We start from the raw sequence: 22,953 nt of genomic DNA, 5'->3' as shown, positions 1-22,953 counted from the left end.
CGGTGTGCGCGGCGGGGTGTGCGCGGCGGGGTGTGCGGCGCCGCCCGTTCATCGGCCCGCTCCGGCCCGGCCGCGGACCGGCGGAGCGCCTCGGACGCCTCGGGCCGGCCTGCCGGGAGGCCGGCGGGCCGGCCGGGGACCGCGAGGGGCACGAGGGGCGCGGGATGTGCGGGCGGGGTGCGATCGGGCCGGGTGCGCGGTGCCCGAGAGCGTCGCCCGGGAGTGAGGAAGGTGGTGGTTTCCGACCCACGTCGCACGGTTTGAAACTATCGTGTTACACAACGTGATGGATTAGGGGGAAGGATGACGGCAGTGCAGTCGTCCGCCGAGGGGCGCGGGGATCTGGCGGGCGGATCTCGGCGCCGGTTCCGGCGGCCCTCGCTGCTGGCGAGCTATGTGGCCGCGGTCGTCGGGCTGTATCTGGCACTGACCGTCGACGGGATCGTCCGTACCCCCGTGCGGCTGGAGGAGCTGGGCGCGTTCTGCGCGCTGCTGGCGTGCGGAGCGGTGTGCATCGAGGTCACCCGGCGGCTCGGGATGCCCGCCGGGGTCGCCCGCGACCTGCTGTCGGCCTGGTGGCTCCCGGTGGCGCTGCTGCTCCCGCCGATGTACGCGCTGCTGGTGCCGATCCCGATGCAGACGCTGCTGCAGTTCCGGGTCCGGCGCACCCTGCTGTACCGGAGGGTGCTGGTGACCTCGGCGCTGGGGCTGGCGGGGGCCTGCGCGTCGACGGTGTTCCACCTGGTGGTGCCCCATCCGTTGCGCGGCGCGCCGCAGTGGGTGACCGACGTCTACCCGGGTGTTCCGGTGGCGGTGGGCTGCGCGGCGCTGTTCACCGTGATCAACGCCGCCCTGGTGGCGATCGCCGCGCACGCCGCCAACCCCGAGACCCGCTGGCGGGACGTGCTGTGGAACCGCGAGAGCCTGCTGCTGGACGTCGTGGAGCTGTGCATCGGCGTCATCGTGACCATCATCAGCACCCTGTCGCTGGGGCTGTTGCTGCTGGCGCTGCCCCCGGCCGTCCTGCTGCAGCGCAGCCTGATGCACCAGCAGCTGCAGGCCGCCGCCCGCACCGACGCCAAGACCGGCCTGCTGAACGCCGACGCCTGGCAGCGCGAGGCCGACACCGAGCTGTCCCGCGCGCACCGCACCCAGGAGCCGCTGGCCCTGCTGCTCATCGACATCGACCACTTCAAGCGCGTCAACGACACCCACGGCCATCTGGTCGGCGACCAGGTTCTCATCAGCGTGGCCGGCACCTTGTGCAGCCAGCTCCGCGACTACGACGTGGTCGGCCGGTTCGGCGGTGAGGAGTTCGTCGTCCTGCTCCCCGGGGCCGACACCGTCGAGGCCTGCCGGGTGGCCGAGCGCCTCCGCGGCCGCGTCCGCCGGCTGGCCATCCCCGCCGAACAGGGCACCGTCAACGTCACCATCTCGGTGGGCGTCTCGCTGCTGCGCACCCACGGCCACGATCTGATCGAGCTGCTGGCCGCCGCCGACCTGGCGTTGTACCGGGCCAAGCAGTCCGGCCGCGACCGGGTCTGCCTGCCCGCCCTGGACGATCCGCCCACCCCCGACTCGGCCCCCGGCCGGGCAGCCTCCTGAACCCGGCCTCTCATTCGGGAGCCGAGAAGGACACGGGCGGAACGTTCACCCTTGTTCGATCCTTTTCGACCGCGGCACCGACCGCGCCGGCGGGCCGCCGGGGAGGACGCGGCCGGGACGCACCCGTCTCCCGCGGACCTTCACGGGGCGTCCCGGCCGGCGAGGGCCTGGGTGATGCGGTCGACGTCGAAGCGTTCGGCCTTGGGGAGCGGGGCGCCCGTCGAGGCGCGCAGCGCGGCGGCCTCCTCGAGCAGGGCGGCGGCCCGGGAACGGTCGCCGGTCAGCGCCGCGACGCCGGCCAGGCCCTCCAGGGCGAGCGCCACCGCCCGGGGGTCGCCGGTGGCGCGGGCGGCGTCCAGGCTCCGGCGGTGGAAGTCCTCGGCGGCGGCGTCCCCGCGCATCTCGGCGATGAACCCCAGCTCGGCGTAGATGAGGGCGAGTCCGGCGCCGCCGTCGCGGCTGCGGTCCCACTCCAGCCAGGCGCGCAGATGCGCCTCGGCCCCCTCCAGGTCGCCACGGCGGCGGGCGATCAGGGCCAGCCCCAGCTCGGCGTGCTGCTCGGCCTGCTTGACGCCCTGCTCGGCGCCCAGCCTGCGGGCCCGTTCGTGCAGCTCCTCGGCGCGCTCCAGATCACCGGTCAGCAGCGCCACCCGGCCGAGCCCGGCCAGCATGAACGACGCCTCCGCGGGCAGCCTCAGCTCCTCGGCTAGCCGCAGGCCCTCCCGTCGATGCCCGCCCGCCGCGGCGTAGTCGCCGCCGATCTCGTCGGCCTGCGCCAGCAGTTCCAGGGCCCGCAGCCTGCCCCACCGGTCGCCCGACTCCGCGAACAGGGCCAGCGCACGCCGGGCGTCCCGGCGCAGCCCGGCGATGTCCCCGCGGATCAGGGCCGGCTCCGCCGGTTCGCAGGTCGCCGCGGCGACGCCCCACCGGTCGCCGACGGCGGCGAACTCCGCCAGCGCCCGCCGCGTCTTGCCCACCCCGCCCACGCCGGTCAGCGTGACCAGCCGGCTCGTCGACAGCAGCCGCGCGATGTGCCGGATCGCCTCGTCCCGGCCGATCAGCTCGGTCGGCGGGACGGGCAGCCCCGGCGCCTTCCCCGGCGAGGCCGCGGAGTCGGGCGACCGCGCCGTCGCAGCGGAACCCGGTGACCGCGGGTCCGCGGGGGCGGTGAACGCCTCGTCGGCGAAGTCGGCGAACGCCGGGCCCCGCCACAGCTCCAGCGCCTCGGTCAGCAGGTCCGCGCGTTCGCGGGGATCGGGCGTCGTCTCGGCGCGGGCCGCCAGCGCGGTGAACCGTTCGGCGTCCACCGCCTCGGCCGCCACGTCCAGCAGGTATCCGGCCGGGCGGCGCAGCACCAGGTCCCGGCCGCCGGGCAGGGCGCGGCGCAGCCGCGAGACCTTCGGCTGCAGGGCCCCGGTCGGATCGGCGGGCGGAGCCTCCCCACAGGTCCTCCACCAGAGGGTCCGCCGAGACGGGCCGTCCCCGGTGGATGAGCAGATCGACCAGCAGGGCCCGCACCTTCCGCTCCGGGATCGCGACCGGCCGGCCGTCCGTCCCGTGCGCCGTCAGCGGACCCAGCACCCCGAACCGCACTGCACACCCTAACCGGCCGCAGGGCCGCGCCCCGCCCGCTCGTCCGCCCTCGCGGCCGGTTCCGCGTCCCTCCGGCGGGCCGCCGCCGGAGGGACGGACGGGGACCGACGGCGGGCCGACGGCGCGTCGACAGCGCGTCGACAGGAGGCCGACAGAGGGTCCGCTCAGCCTGAGGGGGTCCATCGACGAAGGGAGCGGACATGCCGACCGATGTGACGGTGCTCGGCCTGGGCCCCATGGGGCGCGCCCTGGCGGGCGCGTTCCTGGCGGCGGGGCACTCGGTGACCGTGTGGAACCGCACCGCGGGCAAGGCCGAGGAGCTGGCCGCCCGCGGGGCCCGGGTCGCGGCGACCGCGGCCGAGGCGGTCGGCGCCGCTCCGCTCACGGTCGTGTGCGTGCTCGATGACGCCGCGGTCTGGGAGGTGCTGACGCCGCTGGCGGGGACGCTGGGCGGCCGGACGCTGGTCAACCTCACCAACGGGACGCCCGAGCAGGCCCGGCGGGTCGCCGAGTGGGCGGCCGAGCAGGACGCCGAGTACCTGGACGGCGGCATCATGGCGGTGCCCCCGCTGATCGGAGGGTCCGAGGCGTTCATCCTCTACAGCGGATCGGAACGGGCCTTCCAGGAGGCCCGGGACGCGCTGAACGCCCTGGGGCGGGCGGTCTTCCTCGGCGCCGACGCCGGGCGGGCGGCCCTGTACGACCTGGCGCTGCTGGCCGGCATGTACGGCATGTTCGGCGGCTTCTACCAGGCGGCGGCGATGGTGACCTCGGCCGGGGTGCCGGCGGCGCGGTTCGCCCCGCTGCTGGTGTCATGGCTGACCGCCATGCTCGACACCCTGCCCGGCACGGCCGCCGGGCTGGAGGAGGGGGCCTACGACGACGGCTCCTCCGACCTGGAGATGCAACTGATCGCGTTCGACAACATCCGTGCGGCGGCGCACGACCTGGGCGTCGGCGACGACCTGCTGCGGCCGCTGCGGGACCTGTACGAGCGGGCCCTGGCGGCGCGGCGGGAGGGCGGCGCCGCGGACCTCCTCGGGCTGATGCGCCGGACCGCCGGGGACTGAAGCCGCGGGATGCGCCCGACCCGGACGTCCGGCCACGGGGAGCGCGAGCCGGCCCTCGGGCTGCAAAGGGGCGTTCCCTCCCTCCGTGCCCGGACCCGCGGCCGCCGAAGGAGTCGCCTCATACCCGGACATGCGGTGCCGGAAGGTGCGCATCGCCTCTTCGGGTGCGGGCGGGGACGTTCCCGTCCGCACCCGGCTCCGCCGCCGGGAGGACGCCGGGACGGCGGGAGGGACGGGGCGTCGCGGGTGATGGAGCTGCAACGAGCGGTGGTCGCCACCCCCTAGGCTTTAGGCATGCCCGAGTACATCTACACCATGCAGCGCGTGCGCAAGGCGCACGGCGACAAGGTCATCCTTGACGACGTCACCTTGCATTTCCTGCCGGGGGCCAAGATCGGTGTGCTCGGCCCGAACGGCACCGGAAAGTCCACGCTGCTGCGGATGATGGCCGGCCTGGAACAGCCGTCCAACGGCGAGGCGCGCCTCATGCCGGGCTATTCGGTGGGCCTCCTCCAGCAGGAGCCGCCGCTGAACGAGGAGAAGACCGTGCTCGGCAACGTCGAGGAGGGCGTGGCCGAGACCAAGGCGCTGCTCGATCGGTACAACGAGATCGCCGAGAAGATGGCGACCGACTACTCCGATGAGCTGATGGAGGAGATGGGCAAGCTGCAGGAGCAGCTGGACCATCGCAACGCCTGGGATCTCGACAGCCAGCTCGAACAGGCGATGGACGCGCTGCGCTGCCCGCCTCCGGACGCGCCGGTGACCAATCTGTCCGGGGGGGAGCGCCGCCGGGTGGCGCTGTGCAAGCTGCTGCTGGAGGCCCCCGACCTGCTGCTGCTGGACGAGCCCACCAACCACCTGGACGCCGAGAGCGTCCAGTGGCTGGAGCAGTACCTGGAGAAGTACCCGGGCACCGTGCTGGCGGTCACTCACGACCGGTACTTCCTGGACAACGTGGCCGGTTGGATCCTGGAGCTGGACCGCGGCCGCTGCTACCCGTATGAGGGCAACTACTCCACCTACCTGGAGAAGAAGGCCGAGCGGCTCAAGGTCGAGGGCCGCAAGGACGCCAAGCGCAAGAAGCGCCTGCAGGAGGAGCTGGAGTGGGTCCGCTCCAACCCCAAGGCCCGGCAGGCCAAGAGCAAGGCCCGGCTGCAGCGTTATGAGGAGATGGCCGCCGAGGCCGCCAAGACCCGCAAGCTGGACTTCGAGGAGATCCAGATCCCGCCGGGCCCCCGGCTGGGCAGCACGGTGATCGTCGCCGAGAACCTCACCAAGGGCTTCGGGGACCGGGTGCTGATCGAGGACCTGTCGTTCAACCTGCCCCCGAACGGCATCGTCGGCGTGATCGGTCCCAACGGCGTGGGCAAGACCACCCTGTTCCGCATGCTCGTGGGGGAGGAGACCCCGGATTCGGGCTCCCTGAAGATCGGCGAGACCGTTCAGATCTCGTACGTGGACCAGACCCGCAGCGGCATCGACCCGAACAAGTCGGTCTGGGAGGTGGTCTCCGACGGCCTGGACCACATCAAGGTCGGCCAGGTCGAGATGCCCTCCCGCGCCTATGTGGCGGCCTTCGGCTTCAAGGGCCCCGACCAGCAGAAGCCGGCCGGCGTGCTGTCCGGCGGCGAGCGCAACCGGCTGAACCTGGCGCTGACCCTCAAGCAGGGCGGCAACGTGCTGCTGCTGGACGAGCCCACCAACGACCTGGACACCGAGACGCTGAGCTCGCTGGAGACGGCGCTGCTGGAGTTCCCCGGCTGCGCCGTGATCACCTCGCACGACCGCTGGTTCCTGGACCGCATCGCCACCCACATCCTGGCCTGGGAGGGCGGCGCGAACTGGTTCTGGTTCGAGGGCAACTTCGCCGACTACGAGAAGAACAAGATCGAGCGGCTGGGGCCCGAGGCGGCCCGTCCGCACCGCGTCACCCACCGCAAGCTCACCCGCGACTGACGCCTCCCGGAACCCCGCCACGGCGCCCCGGCGCGGTGGCGGGGTTTTCCGTGCCCGCGCTTTCGGGCAATTCCCACCGGGGCTCTGTTTCCGTGGAAGGAAAGCGCCGGAGCGGCGCCGCCGCCGGGAAAACAGGGCGGCGGCGCCGGCCGCGGGAAGGCCGTCGAAGCCTTGCCGCCCGATGCCGGAATGGGTCGTGGTCTGCGCCGATGCCCTCGACGGTTCCTCTCCCGCGCGTCCGCGGCGCCGCGGCGGACCGATGACCATGAGGTCAGGTGACCGCACGGTCAAATGACCACGTAGTCATAAAACGAGGGGTGGAACTGCGCGCCTCTCCGGCGCGGCGGCCGGGGAGCGCGGCCGGTGGCGAGATGCGCGGGCGGGCGGTCAGAATTTCGTTCGAGAACGAAGTCGCTCTTGTTGAAGATCGTCGCCGCTTTCCGGTGCGAGGCGATCGGGAGAGTTGTAGTCTTGTGGCCGGTGATGCCGGATTCTCTCCCGTATCGATGGTGATCGAATTGGCGCGGTCGATGGGGCGATCGGTATTTTTTCCAAGGCATGTCGGCGTTTGTGTCGACCTGCGGCGGTGATTTCGGCTCGATCGCCGCTCCCAATCCCCACATCACACCCCCACGGAGGAGTCCTCGTGGCCGATCCGCTGCGCCACCCGGAATCCGCCCCCCGTCCCGGGCGGCCCGCCCCCGGGACGAACGCCGACGTCGGGCGGGCGCCCGAGCCGCACGCCGCCGTCTCGACCCGATGGGCCGCCGTCCGGCGCGCCCTGCGCTGGAGAGCGAGGACGAGGACCGGGGCCGGGACGAGGGCGCTGCGGCGCCTGCCGCGCCACTGGTCGAACCGGCTGGCGGGCCGGCTGCGGTCGCAGCTCGCCCGCGGCCGCTCCCTGGGACCCGTGAGGCCGTGGGCGAACGGCCGGGTGAACGGCCACGGGACGGGAGGAGCCGGGAAGAACGAGGCCGGCTCGGTGATCGTGAAGACGCCGGCGGTCGAGAGGGCCGGCGAAGGCAAGGTCGAGCCCGGCGCGGAGCGGTGCTCGTTCGTCCGGGACTTCGCCCCCGACGGAGAGGTGCTCCGGGAGGAGGAGATCCAGCGGCTGAGCCGGCACGCCGCCCACTGCCTGCAGTGCATGGAGCACTTCATCGCCCTGGTGGGCGACACCGCCACCGGGTCCTCCGCCTCCTGAGCGGCGCCCGGCCGCCCCGGCGCCCCTCCCGTCCGTCGGGGACGCCCGGCGACGCCGAGGCGGGCGCGGGGCCCGGGGGAGGGCGCCGCGGGGCGAGGGTTACGATCGTGAGCTGGCGGATCTCGCGGCGGGCTCGACGGTCTCCGGGACGTGCGGGCACCGCCCGGCGTCGCCGCGTCGGCGACGCCCGAGGTCCGTCGACCGACGGCCGTCGATCTCCGGGCGAGGACATGGACACCGAGACACCCTCCGCGCAGTTCCGGCATGTGCACGAGTTCCACGTCAGGTTCGGGGACATCGACTCCCAGGGGCACGTCAACAACGTGAAGTTCCTGGGCTACCTGGAGGACGCCCGGCAGGAGATGCTGCACGGCGACCCGGTGCGCAGGGGGGAGCAGCCGGTGCGCGGGATGGTGGTGGTCCGGCACGAGATCGACTACCGGCGGCCGTTGCCGCTCACCGTGGACCCGGTGCGGGTGGAGACCTGGGTGACCGAGCTGCGGGCGGCCTCGTGCGCGCTGGCCTATGAGGTCCGCGACGCGGAGCACGTGTACGCGACGGCGACCTCGAAGCTGGCGGCGTTCGACGTGGCCGAGGGACGTCCGCGCCGGTTCACCGAGGCCGAGCGGGAGCTGCTGTCGCGCTATCTGCCTCGGGGATGACCCGCCCTGCTGTCCAATATGTGGACATATAGTGTCAATATATGGATGAAGCGGATGGTCGTCGGTGGGTGGTCCTGGCGGTCGGTCTGAGCGCCACCGTCGCCGCCTGCATGTTCCAGTACGGGCTGCCGTATCTGATCCCCGCGCTGCGCCGCGCCGGGCTCTCCCTGGGCGAGGCCGGACTGGTCGTCGCCTGCCCCACCGTGGGGCTCATGACCGCGCTCATCGCCTGGGGCGCGGTGGCCGACCGCTGGGGCGAGCGGATCGCCCTGAGCCTGGGGCTGGGGATCGCCGCCGTCGGCCTGTTCGCGGCCGTGGCGGGCCGGGAGCGGCCCGTCCTCATGGGCGCCTGCCTGGCCCTCGCCGGAGCGGGCGGCGGCGCGGTGCACGCGGCGGGCGGACGGCTGATCCTGGGCTGGTTCGCCGCCCGGGAACGCGGGTTGGCGATGGGGCTGCGGCAGGCCTCCACTCCGCTGGGCACCGGACTGGCCGCGCTGGCCTACCCTCCGCTGGCCGGCGGCGGGCCCGGCGTTCCGCTGCTGGTCACCGCCGCCTGCTGCGCGGCGGCCGCCGGGCTGATCGTGCTCCTGGTCCGCGATCCGCGCCGCGTCGAGGAGGCCGGGGAGACCGGGGAGAACGCGCGGACCGGCGCCCGCGGCGGGACGCCCTACCGCACCCCGGTGCTGTGGCGGCTGCACGCGGCCAGCGCGCTGCTGGTCGTCCCCCAGTTCACGGTCGGCACGTTCGCCCTGGTCTTCTTGGTCGACGAGCACCGATGGGACGCGGTGACGGCCGGGCGGGCGCTGGCCGTGGCGGCGGTCGCCGGGGCCGTCGCCCGGATCGGCGCCGGCGTCTGGTCGGATCGGGCGGGCACCCGGCTGCGTCCGCTGCGGCTGGTCACGGCGGGCGTGGCCGCGGTCATGGCGGTGCTGGCGGCCGAGACCGCCGCCGCCTCGCCGGTCGCCGTGGCCGTGCTGATGGCCGCCGCGGTGGTCACGGTGAGCCCGAACGGCCTGGCGTTCACGGCCGTCGCCGAGCACGCCGGTCAGGCCTGGGCCGGCCGTGCGCTGGGCGTGCAGAGCACCGCGCAGCACGTGATGGCGGTGATCGTCCCGCCGGCGATCGGCGCGGTGATCGGCGGCGCGGGCGGCTATCCGGCGGCGTTCGCCGTCGCGGCGGCGTTCGGGCTGGCGGCCGTGCCGGTGGTGCCGGGCGGCCGGATCAGGCGGCGGGCGAGTACGGCCACGGCTCATGCAGGTCGTAGAAGACCGGCTCGCCCTCGAAGCAGCGCATCTCCTGCTTCCACTGAGCCTTGATCTCCGGCGGCATCTCCGTGCGCTCGCCCTCCCGGGCGGCCTCCTCGGAGGTGAAGTACATCACGGCGGTGCTGCCGCCGTCGGGATGCACGGCGAACACCCCGCCGAGGATGTCCGGACGAAGCTCCAGCATCGCCCGCTCCCGCCCCGGGGTCCGCAGAGCGCGCAGCGCCTCCCGGTCCCGGATCCGCTGCTGCATGATCTGCACGAACCCGGCGTCGTCCGAGCCGCCTCCGGCGATCAGCTCCACGTCGGTGCAGTCGTGGAAGACGACCGCGCTCTCGAAGAACTTGGAGGTCTCGGCGAACCACTGCCCCTGCTCGTGGCCCTCGCTGTTGCGGCGGGCGGCCTCGGGCGAGGTGAAGCGCACGATCCCGATGAAGGTGTCGTCATCGGTCACGCCGAACGTGCTGCCGAGCCACCCGACGGCGTGCGGGGCCAGATCCCGCATCCAGCGGTCCAGCGACTGGCGCAATCCTGCCGGGTCGTTCGTCTTGCCCTGGATGACCTGTACGAACATCGCCTGCCTCCTCGCCTGCTCGATGGGCCGGATCGGCGATTCGCACCCAGTGGCCACGCTAGTGACGACCGGGCAAACACCGGGTCATCGGCAGGTACGGGTTATCGGCGGGTATGCGTACAAGCCTGGGCGGAGAGGGTCATTCCGGGCTGTTGATCAGGCTGTGGGCCGCCATCGTCAGGTAGTCCCACAGCATCTTCTCCAGCTCCGGCGGCAGCGCCAGCTCATCCAGCGCGTCCCGCATGTGCCGCAGCCAGGCGTCCCGCTCCTGCGGGCCGATCTTGAACGGGGCGTGCCGCATCCGCAGCCGCGGGTGCCCCCGTCGCATGCTGTAGGTGCGGGGGCCGCCCCAGTACTGCATGAGGAACAGCCGGAGACGCTCCTCGGCGGGACCGAGGTCCTCCTCGGGGTAGAGGGGGCGGAGCAGGGGGTCGTCGGCGACGCCCTGGTAGAACCGGCGGACCAGGCGACGGAAGGTCTCCTCGCCCCCCACCGCTTCATAGAAGGTCACTTCGTGGGCCATGGTGCCTCCAACCCTATGCGAGGCGGGCCCGCGCGAGGACGGGCCGCATCACGCCGGCGGCGAGGCGGCCACCGCGACGCCTGCGGCGTCGAACGCCGCCTTGACCCGCTCGCGCAGCTCGCGGGCGACCTCGCCCTGCTTGCCGGGGGCGGTCTTGACCACCAGCCGGACCACCACCGCCTCGCCGGTCAGGCCCTGCACGCCCCACACCGAGGGCTTCTCCAGCACGACCTGCGACCAGGCCGGCTCGGCGGCCAGCTCCTCGGCGGTGCTCTTGAGGATCTCCTTGACCTTGACGGTGTCCTCGCCGTAGGCGACCGGGATGTCCAGCACCGCGCGGGCCCAGTTCTGCGACTCGTTGCCGACCCGCTGGATCTCGCCGTTGCGGATGTACCAGACCACGCCGTTGACGTCGCGCAGCCGGGTCACCCGGAGGGTGACGGCCTCCACGGTGCCCTTGGCCGGGCCCACGTCCACCACGTCGCCGACCCCGAACTGGTCCTCCAGCAGCATGAACAGCCCGGCCAGGAAGTCCTTGACGATGCTCTGGGCGCCGAAGCCGACCGCCACGCCGACCACGCTGGCGCTGGCCAGCACGGGGGTGAGGTTCAGGCCCAGCTCGCCCAGCGCGCTGAGCAGCGCGGTGCCCAGGATGACGATGGAGGCGACGCTGCGCAGCACCGAGCCGAGGGTCTGGGCGCGTTGGCGGCGCCGTTCGGTCAGCAGCGCGGTGCTGCCCTCGTGGACGGTCTGACCGTGGTCGCGCGGCCGTTCCGGCTTGGTCCCCTCGGCCATCCGCGTGGTGATCCTGGTGATCATGCGGTGCGCGATGCGCCGCAGGATCAGCGCGATCACCATGGTGATCACGGCCACCGTCAGCCGGTTGGTCCACAGGTCCAACCGGTAGTCGTGCACGAACCGGGCGGCCTCCGGGCTGTGGGTGATGTTCCACAGCAGCCGGCACGGCAGCAACGGCTGTTCGCCGCAGTAGGTCTCGGCTCGGGCGTCGGCGTCGAACAGGGGGGCGGCCGCCCCGGGGGTCACGGCATCCGGCACGAAGACACTCCTGGGTGGGTGACCTGCGGGGTACGAGCCGATCGTAGGGGACGGTTCGGAGCGGTTCGTACGATCCGCGCTCGAGGCCGGCCCGGGCGTCGGCCCGATCGGCCGCTCTCAGCGAACCGGGCAAATCCCTGTGGATGTGGCCGACCGCTCGACCCGCCGGTACCTGGATTGGGATATGCCCTTTTATTGAGCACTTGCCGGAAACGAAGGACTATGTCGGATTTTTGGAGTGACGGTCGTGTCCCGCAGGGCATCGGCTGCCGCGCCGTTCCCCGCCGCGTCCTGCGGGACACGACCGGTTGTGGTGAACCCTTTCCGCGACCGCGCCATCGCGGAAAGGGCTCGGCTCGGGAAGTCCGGTGGGGGGCTCAGCCCGGGAAGGCGCGCCGCGGGTCGTGCGGCTGCAGCACGTGCGCCAGCTTGGACGCCGCGCCGCAGGGGTCGTCGACCCGGTGCAGCCGCTCACCCCACGACCACCAGTAGTAGTGCTCGCCCGCGCCGGGGGCGGGGGCGCAGGTCACGTCCTCGGCCAGGCTGCCGGCCTCCGGATTGACCACCCGCAGGAACGCCGGCCCCGACCGGGTGCGCACCACCCTGGCCAAGAGCCCGCATGCCCCCACGGCCTGTCCGAGATCCTCCAGATAGCCGACGCGGTCGTCGGTGGCCACCGTGCACCCCCTCCTCGTGCAGGTGAGCGTTGAACAGTGTTCCGGATTTGTGATCGCGTGGATGCGCTTGGTTATCTGCGCTTGAGAATTGCAAGTTTCACGGGGTCGGTCAAGCCTCTCCGCGCGGTGTGGGAGGGGGAAATGGCGACCGGGAGGAGAGGTTTCTCCAACCTCGGAGGATAAATCTCTACCTGAGGTGAGGAGGGGTCGCCGCAGCGCATCCCTTTTCTTGGGAATGGGTTGGCCTGCCGGAGTGTGAGGGTTACGCTGCGTGTGCGCGATGTCATCAGTAGTGGCCAGAGCGTCGGCTTTCGCCCGGAAGGTGCGCCGGATCAGGGGGGACCGGACCCGCCCCGGGCGCCCGCGCCCGGGGCGGAGCGGATCGCCTCGCAGGTGAGGAGGCCATAGGCATGCCGGAACGTCGGGGGAGCCGGGGGAACGTCCCCACCGAGACCGACATCGCCCGTCGGATCCGCGCCTACGGCCTCGCCCGTGGGCGCACCCCGGCCGACATCGCCGTCGACATCCACGAACAGTGCGGGCCGCTGTTCGGCACCACCCGGATCAAAGCCCGCCGGCTCGCCCTCGGGGTGGCGCTGTCGGACATCGTCGCCCAGGTCAAAGCGCTCCATGAGCTGGAGGGCAAGCCGATCCCCAAGCTCGGCGAGACCCTGCTGTCGGCTTACGAGAGCGGACACAAGCGCCCCGGCCCGGCGTACCTGCACTACCTGTGCGCCGTCTACCGGGCCGAGCCGGAGGAGCTGGGCTACCCGGGTCCGTGCATCTGCGGGCGGCCGCACGCCCGCCGCCCGGTCGACGAGGCGGCGTCCGTCCCCTGTCCTCGACGGGAGCCCGAGCCTTTGGTCGGGAACGTGGTCGTGCCGATGCCGGACGACCGTCAGTGGATCACAGTCGACCGCCGCGGGACCGACGGCCCGCTGCCGGCCGATGTCGGAGAGGAGGACGCGGTGCTTCGCAGGACGTTGCTGCAACTGCTGGCCGGGGCGGGCGTGGCGCTGGACGGCGAGTTCCTCGGCGCGGTGGACCATCTGCGCCGCAGGATGGACGACACCCTGGTGAGCGCCACGGTGTCGCCCACGATGCTGGACCAGTGGGAGGAGACCATCCGGGGGTACGGCCGGCTCTACCAGGCCACCCCGTCGCTGCGGCTGCTGTGCGACGTGCTGCTGGACTTCAGCGAGGTGCGCCGGCTGTGCGCCCAGCGGCAGCCGGTCGAGCTGCAGGAGCGGCTGTGCCGGGTGGCCGCCCAGCTGGCCGGGCTGAGCGGGCTGATCATGATCAATCTGGGCGACCACCGGATGGCCCGCTCGTTCTTCCGCACCGCCAGCACCGCCGCCGACGAGACCGGCGACCGGGCGTTGCGCGCCTGGGTGACGGTCCGCGAGGCGCTGGTGCCGATGTACTACGGCGACCCCCGCGAGGCGCTGCACCTGGCCCGCAAGGCCCAGGACCTGGCCGGACGCACCCCCAGCGTGGCGGCGGCGATGGCGCCCGCGGTGGAGGCGCGGGCGCTGGGCCTGCTGGCCATGCGCGGGCGGACGGACGCCGCGCCCAGCGCGCGCCGCGCCCTGGTCCGCGGCCGTTCGGTGTTCGACCGGCTGTCCAAGGCGCACACCGGCGACCTGGCGTTCGGCTTCACCGAACGGCAGATGGCCTTCTATGAGGGCGACACCTTCACCAACCTCGGCGACCACAAGGCCGGCGACGAGGTCCTCAGCCGGGCGCTGACGCTGTACGCGCCGACCGACTGGGTGGACCTGACCCTGGTGCGGCTGGACCGCGCCGTCTGCCGGCTGCACGCCGGCGACGCCGACGCGGCGCTGGACGTCGCCCAGGACGCGATCACCGAGCTCCCCGCCGAGCACCGCTCCGACATCCTGGTGCATCGCGCCCGCCAGGTCGGCGCCGCGGTGGCCGCCCGGTACGGGGAGATCGATCGGCTGCGCAGCTTCCGCGAGGCGCTGTCGGCCCCGGTGATCGGCGCCGCCCCCGCCCGCCGCGCCGATCTCGCCGAGCAGGTGTGAGATGTCGGCGGCCGAGGGCGACGCCGCCCTGGTGCGCCACCGCGACGACCCGCCCGTGTGGCGGTTCGGCGGGCTGCTGATCCGCCGCTGCACCCCCCGCGACCACGCCGCCGTCCTCGACCTGCACCGCCAGAGCCTCGCCCAGGTCGGCCTGCGTCCCGGCGACGGCGTCTACTACGAATACGACCTGTTCCAGATCGAGGACGTTTATCTGCGGAGCGCCGGCGAGTTCGTGGTCGGCGAGCTGGACGGCAGGGTCGTCGCCATGGGCGGACTGCGCCGCGCCGGCCTCATCGCCACCGGCCCCGCCCGGGCCCGCGGCGACCGCCCCCTCGGCCCGCCGTCGCGGACCGAGGCCGCCGAGATGGTCCGGCTGCGGGTCGACGCCCCGGTCCGCCGCCGCGGCTACGGATCGGCCGTCGTGGCCGCCCTGGAGGAGCGCGCCGTCGAGCTGGGATACCGCGTCCTGCACTGCGACACCACTCACCTCCAGGAGCCCGCGATACGGCTCTACCTGCGGGCCGGCTGGCGCGAGACCCGCCGCGAGCGCATCGGCGGGATCACCAACGTCTACTTCGAGAAACGGCTGGAGTGAGAGAGGACCCGGCCTCGGGGAGGAGTGAGGCCGCGCTCCCCGCACCGGCGGCGCGGTCCGGTGCGAGGAGCGCGGTGACCCGTATCCCCAGCGGGAGGGTCAGCCCAAACGTCCGCCCACGAACTGCATCAGCGGCAGGGCGCGGCGCCTGATCTGGCGGAAGCCGCGCTCCTCCAGGGCGGCGGCCAGCTCCCGGTCGTCGAAGACGCGCAGCCCCGCCAGACGCCCGGCCGCTTCGGCGCCGAGGCCAAGCAGCGGCAGGTTCGGGCGCCGGGAGGCGAGCAGGGCGATCCGGCCGCCGGGCTTGAGCACCCGGGCCATGTGGTCCAGGGCCGACTCCGGATCGTCGAACAGATAGAGGCCGCCGAAGCAGCACACCGCGTCGAAGGAGTCGTCGGCGAACGGCAGCGTCACCGCGTTCCCCCGGACGTACCCGACCGTGCCGGGGGTCGGCTCGGCCACCGCGCGGGTCAGCATGGTCGGGGAGGCGTCCAGCCCCACGACCAGGCCGCCGGGCCCCACGCCCTCGGCCAGGGCGCGGGTCACATTGCCCGGACCGCAGGCCACGTCCAGCACCGTCATGTCCGGCTTGCGCGGGTCGGTGGGGCGGCCCAGCGCCAGCCAGCGGCGGGCCAGGTCGTTTTCCTCGGCGGTGTCCGGCCCGGCCGGCCAGCCCTTGGCCAGATTGAAGCCGACCGGCCGCCACAGCCGTTCATAGATGTGCGGCAGGAACCGCGACTGCATCACCCGCTGAGCGGGCGTCGGCGCGGGCTCCTCGGCGGGGCCCAGCAGATCCAGATAGCCGGCGGAGGTGTCGAGCTCGGCGGGCGGGGCCGCCAGCAGCCCGCGGATCCGCTCGTGCACGCCGCTTCCTGCAACGGCCGTCGCGCTCATCCCCTTATTGGATCACCGTTCACTCCGGACGTGGTGCGCATTCTGCCCCGAATGTGACTCAGCTCTCACTCCTCGTCGAGATGCAGCCCGGTGTGGGCGGCCAGGAACGACAGGGTGTCGGCCGCCAGATTCACCGTCCGGCTCACCGCCCGGCTGCTGTGCCCGACCTCGGGCTCGTTGCGCAGCAGCACCGGCGCCGCGGAGGCCGTGGCGTGCTGCATCGCGGCGCACATCTTGCGGGCGTGCAGCGGATCCACCCGGGTGTCGCCGTCGAACACCGTGAACAGCGTCGCCGGATACGCCACCCCCTCCCGCACATGGTGGTACGGCGAGTAGGCCAGCAGCCACTCCAGCTCCTCGGGCTTGTCGGCCGACCCGTACTCGTCGTTCCAGGTCTGCCCGAGGCCGAACTTCTCGTACCGGACCATGTCCAGCAGCGGGGCCGAGCAGACCGCCGCCGCGTACAGGTCGGGGCGCTGGGTGATCGCCGCCCCCACCAGCAGCCCGCCGTTGGAGCCGCCGGAGATGCCGAGCCGGTCGCGGGTGGTCCAGCCGTCGGCGATCAGCTTCTCGGCGGCGGCGTGGAAGTCGTCGAAGACGTTCTGCTTGCGGTCCCGCATGCCGGCGCGGTGCCACTCCTCGCCCTCCTCCGAGCCGCCCCGCAGGTTGGCGATGGCGTACACGCCGCCCGCCTCCACCCAGGCCAGCACGCTCGCCGAGTAGGCCGGGGTGAGCGCGACGTTGAAGCCGCCGTATCCGTACAGGATCGTCGGGCGCGGACCGTGGTCGCCGGGCCTGGCGATCACCAGCATCCGCACCGGCGTGCCGTCGTAGGAGGCGTAGGTGATCTGCCGGGTCTCCACCTCGGGCACCTCCACGGTGCCGGGCGCGGACGCCCACAGCGTGGTCCGGCCGGTCAGCGCGTCGTAGCGGCGGATCGACACCGGGTGGGTGTTGTCGGTGTAGGAGAACCACACCTCATGGCCCCCCTCCGGCCGCGTGTACAGCCCGCCGATCGAGCCGAGGCCCGGGACGGGCACCTGCCCGAGGCGCTCCCCGCTCTCCAGATCGTGCACGGTGATCTCGCTGATCGCGTGCCGGGTCCAGCCCACCAGCAGCAGCGGCCGGTCCAGCTCGGGACCGTCCAGGATCGCGTAGTCGGTCAGCACCGCCTCGGGATCCTCGCCGACCAGTTCGCGCCAGGACTCGTATCCGGGGGTCTGCGGGTCGGTGACGCACAGCCGGCCGCGCGGCGCGTCCCGGTCGGTGAACACATAGCCCCGGCCGCCCCGCACGTGCAGCCCCGTCATCGCGTCCACCCCGACCTGGACGGGCTTGAGCGCGGGCGCCTGCGGGGAGGACGCCGTCAGGTCGGCGATCCACAGGTCGTTGCGCGGCGCGGTGCCCTGGGAGGCCGACACCGTCAGCCAGCGGCCGTCCCGGCTGAGGGCGACCGAGTAGTAGGTGGTCTTGTCCATCCCCTCGCCGAAGATCAGCACGTCCTCGGTGTCGGGGTCGGTGCCCACCCGGTGCAGGTAGACCCGCCGGTGGTACTGGGTCTCGTCCGGGGGGAGCTCCTCCGGCGGCAGCCGGCGGACGTAGTAGAACGCCGGCGGCTCCCCGTCGCGGGCCGGCAGCCAGGCGATCGGGGAGGTGCGGGTCCGGTCGATCGGCCCCTCGACCCGCTCGCCGGTGTCCACGTCCAGCACGTGCAGCAGCGACTCCTCGTCGCCGCCGTGCGAGATCATGTACGCCAGCAGCCGGCCCTCCCGGTCCGGCTGCCAGAAGTCCAGCGTGGTGGTGCCGTCCGGATTGATCTCCATCGGGTCGATCAGCGCCCGCTCGGTGCCGTCGGGGTCGACCACGTAGAGGACGGCGTGCTCCTGGTCGGGGGTGCGGCGGGTGAAGAACCGGCGCTCGCCGCGCCAGACCGGCGGGCCCACCCCGCCCGCCCGCAGCAGCTCGGCGATCCGCCTGCGGAGCCGACCCCGCCCCGGCAGCCCGTCGGCCACGGAGCGGAACAGCTCCTCCTGCGCCGCCAGCCACTCCTTGGTCTCCGGCGAGGCGGGGTCCTCCAGCCACCGGTACGGGTCGGGGATCCGGTGGCCGTGCAGTTCGTCGACGATGTCCTGACGCGGTGCGGACGGATACTGCGGGCGGTCCATGAGGATGAACTCTATGCGCCCCCTGCGACGGCGGCGCTCTTGCGGCGGGGCGTCGAGCACGGCCCCGATTCGTCCGTCGTCCCGGCGTCCCGCTCGTCCGCGGCGGGCGGGTTCTTGATCGGCTTTCTCGCTCCGCCCCTTCGTGCGCGTCTTGTGCGCGTCTTGTGCGCGGTGCCGGTGGTGTCGCCGGCGTGGGACATTCCTTGCCGCCGCGGAACTCCCGGGCCACGCGCAGGTGAGGAACCGGTGGCGACGGCTCTGCCGGCGAGGGAGATGTCGCATTCGGGGAATTTATGGGGTAGCGAGAAGCCCGGATCAACAGTCACACTGTTTTCAGCTCGATCGCCCGTGGGAGGCCCATATGACGGGTGCGCAGGTACTGGAGTCCATACTCGAGCCTCGGCGTAGCGGACGCGGGAGCGTATGCGCCGAGGCGAACGGAATGCACGGGTCGGAGGGCGTGTGATGCGCCAGGTCCTCTTGCTCAACGCGTCCTACGAACCGCTCACGACGCTCCCGCTGCGGCGGGCGGTGTGCCTGGTCCTGCGGGACAAGGCGGAGATCGTCCACCGCGACGCCACCGGTGCGGTCCTGCATTCGGCCACGATGTCGATCGACGTTCCGTCGGTGATCCGGCTTCGTCGTTATGTGCGCATTCCCTATCGCACCCGAGTGCCGTTGACCCGGGCGGCGTTGATGCGGCGCGACAACTATCGCTGCGCCTACTGCGGACGCCGGGCCGAGACCATCGACCATGTGATCCCGCGCAGCCGCGGCGGCACGCACACCTGGGAGAACTGCGTCGCCTCCTGCTCGTCGTGCAATCACCGCAAGGCCGACAAGCTGCTGGAGGAGCTCGGCTGGGTGCTGAATGTGACGCCGGCGGTGCCGCGCGGCGTGCACTGGCGGCTGATCGGCGCGGCGGCCGAGAACGGCGACCCGCAGTGGGCGCCGTATATGGCGCAGCTGGCGGCCTGATCGATCGGGCCGGTTTATTCTGGACGGCGTGCCACGTTATGAGTTCCGCTGCCGTGCCTGCGGGTCCACCTTCGAGGTGTCCCGTTCCATGAGCGAGGCGTCCGCGCCCGCCACCTGCCCCGCCGGCCACGACGACACGGTCAAGCTGCTGTCCACCGTCGCCGTCACGGGCCGCGGCACGGGATCCGCTCCGTCGCCCGGCCCCTCCGGCGGCGGGTGCTGCGGCGGCGGGTGCTGCGGCTGAGCACCTCGCTTCCTCGGGCATGCTTGACGGCATGCCTGAACTGATCGACAAGCCGTCGCGGGTGGCCGCCGTGGGCGAGCCGCCCAAGACGATCGACGAGTACGTCGGCAGGGTCAACACCGGCGAGGACCGGCTGAGCATCGCGCACATGCGCAGCCCGTCCGGCTGGTCCGAGCCCGGCCAGCGTCCGGAGTTCGACGAGTACACGGTCGTGCTGCGCGGCGCGCTGACCGTCGAGCACGAGAACGGGGTGCTGGAGGTGCGCGCCGGGCAGGCCGTGCACACCCGGGCGGGCGAGTGGATCCGCTACAGCTCGCCGGGCCCCGAGGGGGCCGAGTACATCGCGGTCTGCGTGCCCGCCTTCTCGCCGTCCACCGTTCACCGGGACGAATGATCACGGTGGTTGACGGGGCGGCGGAGGTGAGTTTTTCTCACGTTCATGAGGATCCGCCCCCCGTCTTCCACCTCGCTCCGCCGCCGGGCCGTCGCCTCGGCCTGCGCCGCGCTGACCGCCGTCGCCGTCTGGCCGGCCGCCCCGGCCGCGGCCGAGACCGGGCTCCGGCTCAACCAGATCCAGGTCGTCGGCAGCCACAACAGCTACCACCTGGAGCCCAACGCCCGTGAGTTCGCCCTGGTGTCGCTGTTCGCCGGCGAGCAGGCCCGGGCCTGGCAGTACAGCCACCGCCCGCTGGACGAGCAGCTCGCCCAGCAGCGGGTCCGGCAGCTCGAACTCGACCTGTACGCCGACCCCGACGGGGGCGTGTACGCCCGCCCCCTCATCCGCATCCTGACCGGCCAGTCCGCCGAGTACGACCCCCGCCTGCGCGAGCCGGGCACCAAGGTCCTGCACGTCGCCGGGCTGGACTACCGCAGCAACTGCCTCACGCTCGTCGACTGCCTGACCGCCGTGCGCGACTGGTCCCGCGCCAACCCCGACCACGTCCCCGTGGCGATCCTGCTGGAGTTCAAAGACTCCCTCCCGGTCGGCGACCTGTCCATCCCCCTGGTGACCTGGACCAGGGAGCGCATGCTGGCGGTGGAGCAGGAGATCCGGTCGGTGTTCGCCGCCGACGAGCTGATCACGCCCGACACCGTCCGCGTCCCCGGCAAGACCCTGGAGCAGTCCGTCCGGGAGGACGGCTGGCCCACCCTGGAGGAGGCGCGCGGCAAGGTCATGTTCCTGATGGACAACACCGGGGTCCACCGCGACCGCTACCTCCAGGGCAACCCCGGCCTCGAGGGGCGGCTGATGTTCACCAGCTCCGAGCCCGGCAACCCCGACGCCGCCTTCGTCAAGCGCAACGACCCCGCCCCCGACATCCGCGACCTCGTCGCCCAGGGCTACCTGGTCCGCACCCGGGCCGACGCCGACACCCGGGAGGCCCGCTCCGGCGACACCGCCCGCCGCGACGCCGCCCTCGCCAGCGGCGCCCAGTGGGTCAGCACCGACTATCCCGCCCCCGGCATGTCCGACCGCTGGGGCACCGACTACCACGTCTCGCTGCCGGACGGCGCGGTCGCCCGCTGCAACCCCGTGACCGCCCCGGCGGCCTGCACGATCGCCGCGCCCTGACCCGGCGGGGACGGCGCCGGCCCTGCCCGCGGGCGCCCGCGGCGCGGCCCTCCCCGCGTCCTCCCGGCGCTCCTCGCGCTCGGGCGGCGTCGATCGCGCCGCCGGCCGTGCCCGGCGTCGTCGCGAGGGCGTCGGCCCTCTGACAGCGCCCGGGCGCCGCCGGGTGACCGGCGGCGCCCGGAGAGCGCGTGCCGCTCAGTTGCCCGACAGCTGGGACAGGTCGCGGGCCGCACCGGTGGAGGCCGACGTGGCCATCGCCGCGTAGGCCTGCAGGGCGGCGCTGATCGGGCGGTGCCGGTCGCGGGGACGGTAGCCGCCCAGCTCGGCCAGCAGCCTCTCGCGCCGCGCGGCCAGCTCGTCGGCGGGGACGTCCAGCTCGATGGACCGGCGGGGGATGTCGATGACGATGCGGTCGCCGTCCTCCACCAGGGCGATGACGCCGCCCGCGGCGGCCTCGGGGGAGGCGTGGCCGATGGACAGGCCCGAGGTGCCGCCGGAGAACCGCCCGTCGGTGATCAGCGCGCACGCCTTGCCCAGGCCGCGGCCCTTGAGGAAGGACGTCGGGTACAGCATCTCCTGCATGCCCGGCCCGCCCTTGGGGCCCTCGTAGCGGATGACGACGACGTCGCCCTCTTTGACCTTGCCGCCGAGGATGCCCTCCACGGCCTCCTCCTGGCTCTCGAAGACCACCGCGGGGCCGGAGAAGGTCCACAGCTCCTCCTCCACGCCGGCGGTCTTGACGATCGCCCCCTCGGGGGCGATGTTGCCGTACAGCACGGCCAGGCCGCCGTCGGCGGTGTAGGCGTGCTCGATGGAGCGGATGCAGCCGCCCTCGCGGTCCAGGTCGAGCTCGTCCCAGCGGTTGGACTGGCTGTAGGCCCGGGTGGTGCGCACCCCGCCGGGCGCGGCGTGCCACAGCTCCCGCGCCTCGGGCAGCACCTCGGGGGAGCGGATGTCCCACGCGGCGATGAACTCGCCCACCGTGTCCGCGTGGACGGTGCGGGCGTCCCGGTTGATCAGACCCGCCCGGTCCAGCTCGCCCAGCAGGGCGGGGATGCCGCCGGCGCGGTGCACGTCCTCGATGTGGTACTTGTTGGTGGCCGGGGCGACCTTGCAGATGCACGGCACCCGGCGCGACAGCTCGTCGATCTCCTTCAGGCCGAAGTCCACGCCCGCCTCGGTGGCGGCGGCCAGCAGGTGCAGGATGGTGTTGGTGGAGCCGCCCATCGCCACGTCCAGCGCCATCGCGTTCTCGAAGGCGTCGCGGGTGGCGATGCTGCGCGGCAGCACCGACTCGTCGTCGTCCTCGTAGTAGCGCTTGGCGATCTCCACCACACGACGTCCGGCGTCGGCGAACAGCTTCTTGCGGGCGGTGTGGGTGGCCAGGATCGTGCCGTTGCCCGGCAGCGCCAGCCCGATCGCCTCGGTCAGGCAGTTCATCGAGTTGGCGGTGAACATGCCCGAGCAGGACCCGCAGGTCGGGCAGGCGTTCTCCTCCATCCGGGCCAGCGCCTCGTCGGAGACGCTGGTGTCGGCCGAGGCGATCATCGAGTCGATCAGGTCCAGCTTGTGCCCGCCGGAGACGCCCTCGACCGGCTTGCCGGCCTCCATCGGCCCGCCGGAGACGAACACGGTGGGGATGTTCAGCCGCAGCGCCGCCAGCAGCATCCCCGGGGTGATCTTGTCGCAGTTGGACACGCAGATCAGCGCGTCGGCCCGGTGCGCCTGCACCATGTACTCCACCGCGTCGGCGATCAGCTCCCGCGACGGCAGCGAGTACAGCATCCCGTCGTGGCCCATCGCGATGCCGTCGTCGACGGCGATGGTGTTGAACTCGCGCGGCACCCCGCCGGCCTCGCGCACCGCCTCGGCCACCACCTCGCCGACCTCGCGCAGGTGGACGTGGCCGGGCACGAACTGGGTGTAGCTGTTGGCCACCGCGACGATCGGCTTGCCGAAGTCCTCGCGCGCCACTCCGGTGGCGCGCAGGAGGGCGCGGGCGCCCGCCATGTTCCTGCCGTGCGTGACGGTGCGTGACCTGAGCGGTGGCATTGGGGACCTCTCCAAACCTTTGTCGGCGGCGCCCCGATCGTCGGCTGGTGCGTCACGGGTGGGACGGCCGGCCTGACCGGGGCTCGGGGTGTGTGCGACAGCGGCGGGTCTCGGCGCTGGACCCGGCCCACCGGAGGTCTCGTGCGGCCGGTGCGTTCGATGCTACCTCCCGTCCCGCCGGCGGCGCGTCCACGGCCCGGCTCCGCGCGCCCTTCGGGACGCGCC

20 protein-coding genes and 1 pseudogene are annotated in these 22,953 nt (G+C 73.0%); 12 read left to right on the top strand and 9 right to left on the bottom strand.

Annotated elements, in window-relative coordinates; genetic code table 11:
- The first annotated feature begins 303 nt into the window (after window positions 1-303).
- A complete protein-coding gene (locus tag EIO00_RS16080; protein ID WP_175596245.1) occupies window positions 304-1,605 on the top strand; it encodes a sensor domain-containing diguanylate cyclase in 1,302 nt (433 codons plus the stop codon).
- A gap of 140 nt (window positions 1,606-1,745) precedes the next feature.
- On the opposite strand, the gene EIO00_RS16075 is transcribed toward EIO00_RS16080, so the two are convergent.
- Entirely contained in the window at window positions 1,746-2,960 is a 1,215-nt protein-coding gene (locus tag EIO00_RS16075; protein ID WP_161602734.1) for an AfsR/SARP family transcriptional regulator, read from the bottom strand.
- Window positions 2,961-3,398: 438 nt separating this feature from the next.
- Here EIO00_RS16075 and EIO00_RS16070 point away from each other — a divergent pair, with 438 nt between their 5' ends.
- Window positions 3,399-4,268, top strand: a complete 870-nt coding sequence (locus EIO00_RS16070; protein WP_140179784.1) for an NAD(P)-dependent oxidoreductase — start codon at window positions 3,399-3,401, stop codon at window positions 4,266-4,268.
- Window positions 4,269-4,562: 294 nt separating this feature from the next.
- A complete protein-coding gene (ettA, locus tag EIO00_RS16065) occupies window positions 4,563-6,227 on the top strand; it encodes an energy-dependent translational throttle protein EttA (protein ID WP_140179782.1) in 1,665 nt (554 codons plus the stop codon).
- A 287-nt stretch (window positions 6,228-6,514) separates the two neighbouring features.
- On the opposite strand, the gene EIO00_RS16060 is transcribed toward ettA, so the two are convergent.
- Window positions 6,515-6,841: a hypothetical protein gene (locus EIO00_RS16060; RefSeq protein ID WP_140179780.1), complete on the bottom strand. Its 327-nt coding sequence runs from the start codon at window positions 6,839-6,841 to the stop codon at window positions 6,515-6,517.
- Window positions 6,842-6,873: 32 nt separating this feature from the next.
- On the opposite strand from EIO00_RS16060, the gene EIO00_RS16055 reads away from it, so the two are divergent.
- From EIO00_RS16055 to EIO00_RS16045, 3 genes are all read left to right on the top strand, one after another.
- A complete protein-coding gene (locus EIO00_RS16055; RefSeq protein WP_140179779.1) occupies window positions 6,874-7,428 on the top strand; it encodes a hypothetical protein in 555 nt (184 codons plus the stop codon).
- A gap of 230 nt (window positions 7,429-7,658) precedes the next feature.
- A complete protein-coding gene (locus EIO00_RS16050) occupies window positions 7,659-8,090 on the top strand; it encodes an acyl-CoA thioesterase (protein WP_140179777.1) in 432 nt (143 codons plus the stop codon).
- 41 nt (window positions 8,091-8,131) lie between these two features.
- Window positions 8,132-9,406: an MFS transporter gene (locus EIO00_RS16045; RefSeq protein WP_140179775.1), complete on the top strand. Its 1,275-nt coding sequence runs from the start codon at window positions 8,132-8,134 to the stop codon at window positions 9,404-9,406.
- Here the strand turns inward: EIO00_RS16045 and EIO00_RS16040 are convergent.
- From EIO00_RS16040 to EIO00_RS16025, 4 genes and pseudogenes are all read right to left on the bottom strand, one after another.
- Complete coding sequence (locus EIO00_RS16040; RefSeq protein ID WP_140179773.1) at window positions 9,312-9,926, bottom strand: hypothetical protein; 615 nt, start codon at window positions 9,924-9,926, stop codon at window positions 9,312-9,314. The two genes, EIO00_RS16045 and EIO00_RS16040, sit on opposite strands and share 95 nt — an antisense overlap.
- 142 nt (window positions 9,927-10,068) lie before the next feature.
- Window positions 10,069-10,437 (bottom strand): annotated as a pseudogene (locus EIO00_RS16035) (globin); the annotation flags it as partial.
- Between the two features lie 60 nt (window positions 10,438-10,497).
- On the bottom strand, window positions 10,498-11,505 hold the full coding sequence (locus tag EIO00_RS16030; protein WP_241661386.1) for a mechanosensitive ion channel family protein: 1,008 nt from the start codon (window positions 11,503-11,505) through the stop codon (window positions 10,498-10,500).
- A gap of 377 nt (window positions 11,506-11,882) precedes the next feature.
- Window positions 11,883-12,182 carry a hypothetical protein gene (locus tag EIO00_RS16025; RefSeq protein ID WP_140179771.1) on the bottom strand — a complete coding sequence of 100 codons (300 nt, stop codon included), beginning with the start codon at window positions 12,180-12,182 and terminating at the stop codon, window positions 11,883-11,885.
- 410 nt (window positions 12,183-12,592) lie between these two features.
- Here EIO00_RS16025 and EIO00_RS16020 point away from each other — a divergent pair, with 410 nt between their 5' ends.
- Both EIO00_RS16020 and EIO00_RS16015 read left to right on the top strand, forming a co-directional pair.
- A complete protein-coding gene (locus EIO00_RS16020; protein ID WP_140179769.1) occupies window positions 12,593-14,227 on the top strand; it encodes an NsdA family TPR-like regulatory protein in 1,635 nt (544 codons plus the stop codon).
- Between the two features lies 1 nt (window position 14,228).
- Window positions 14,229-14,822, top strand: coding sequence for a GNAT family N-acetyltransferase (locus EIO00_RS16015; protein ID WP_140179767.1), 594 nt, complete (start codon window positions 14,229-14,231; stop codon window positions 14,820-14,822).
- 99 nt (window positions 14,823-14,921) lie between these two features.
- On the opposite strand, the gene EIO00_RS16010 is transcribed toward EIO00_RS16015, so the two are convergent.
- Together EIO00_RS16010 and EIO00_RS16005 are read right to left on the bottom strand one after the other, a co-directional pair.
- Window positions 14,922-15,716 carry a class I SAM-dependent methyltransferase gene (locus EIO00_RS16010; RefSeq protein WP_140179766.1) on the bottom strand — a complete coding sequence of 265 codons (795 nt, stop codon included), beginning with the start codon at window positions 15,714-15,716 and terminating at the stop codon, window positions 14,922-14,924.
- A gap of 65 nt (window positions 15,717-15,781) precedes the next feature.
- Window positions 15,782-17,881: a prolyl oligopeptidase family serine peptidase gene (locus EIO00_RS16005; protein ID WP_140179764.1), complete on the bottom strand. Its 2,100-nt coding sequence runs from the start codon at window positions 17,879-17,881 to the stop codon at window positions 15,782-15,784.
- A 465-nt stretch (window positions 17,882-18,346) separates the two neighbouring features.
- Between EIO00_RS16005 and EIO00_RS16000 the strand changes: the two genes are divergently transcribed.
- The 4 genes from EIO00_RS16000 to EIO00_RS15985 are packed head-to-tail and all read left to right on the top strand — an operon-like array spanning window position 18,347 to window position 20,676.
- Window positions 18,347-18,859: an HNH endonuclease gene (locus EIO00_RS16000; protein WP_140179762.1), complete on the top strand. Its 513-nt coding sequence runs from the start codon at window positions 18,347-18,349 to the stop codon at window positions 18,857-18,859.
- 28 nt (window positions 18,860-18,887) lie between these two features.
- A complete protein-coding gene (locus EIO00_RS15995) occupies window positions 18,888-19,103 on the top strand; it encodes an FmdB family zinc ribbon protein (RefSeq protein WP_140179760.1) in 216 nt (71 codons plus the stop codon).
- Between the two features lie 31 nt (window positions 19,104-19,134).
- The gene (locus tag EIO00_RS15990) at window positions 19,135-19,497 is read left to right on the top strand and encodes a cupin domain-containing protein (protein ID WP_140179758.1); all 363 of its coding nucleotides are present in this window, start codon (window positions 19,135-19,137) and stop codon (window positions 19,495-19,497) included.
- Window positions 19,498-19,542: 45 nt separating this feature from the next.
- A complete protein-coding gene (locus EIO00_RS15985) occupies window positions 19,543-20,676 on the top strand; it encodes a phosphatidylinositol-specific phospholipase C1-like protein (protein ID WP_140179756.1) in 1,134 nt (377 codons plus the stop codon).
- Window positions 20,677-20,871: 195 nt separating this feature from the next.
- Here the strand turns inward: EIO00_RS15985 and ilvD are convergent, their stop codons facing one another.
- Window positions 20,872-22,728, bottom strand: coding sequence for a dihydroxy-acid dehydratase (ilvD, locus tag EIO00_RS15980; RefSeq protein WP_140179754.1), 1,857 nt, complete (start codon window positions 22,726-22,728; stop codon window positions 20,872-20,874).
- Window positions 22,729-22,953 lie beyond the last annotated feature (225 nt).

Origin of the sequence: Thermomonospora catenispora (genome assembly GCF_006363815.1) — a bacterium.
Taxonomy (GTDB): domain Bacteria; phylum Actinomycetota; class Actinomycetes; order Streptosporangiales; family Streptosporangiaceae; genus Thermomonospora; species Thermomonospora catenispora.
This window is presented reverse-complemented; position numbering and strand designations above follow the sequence as displayed.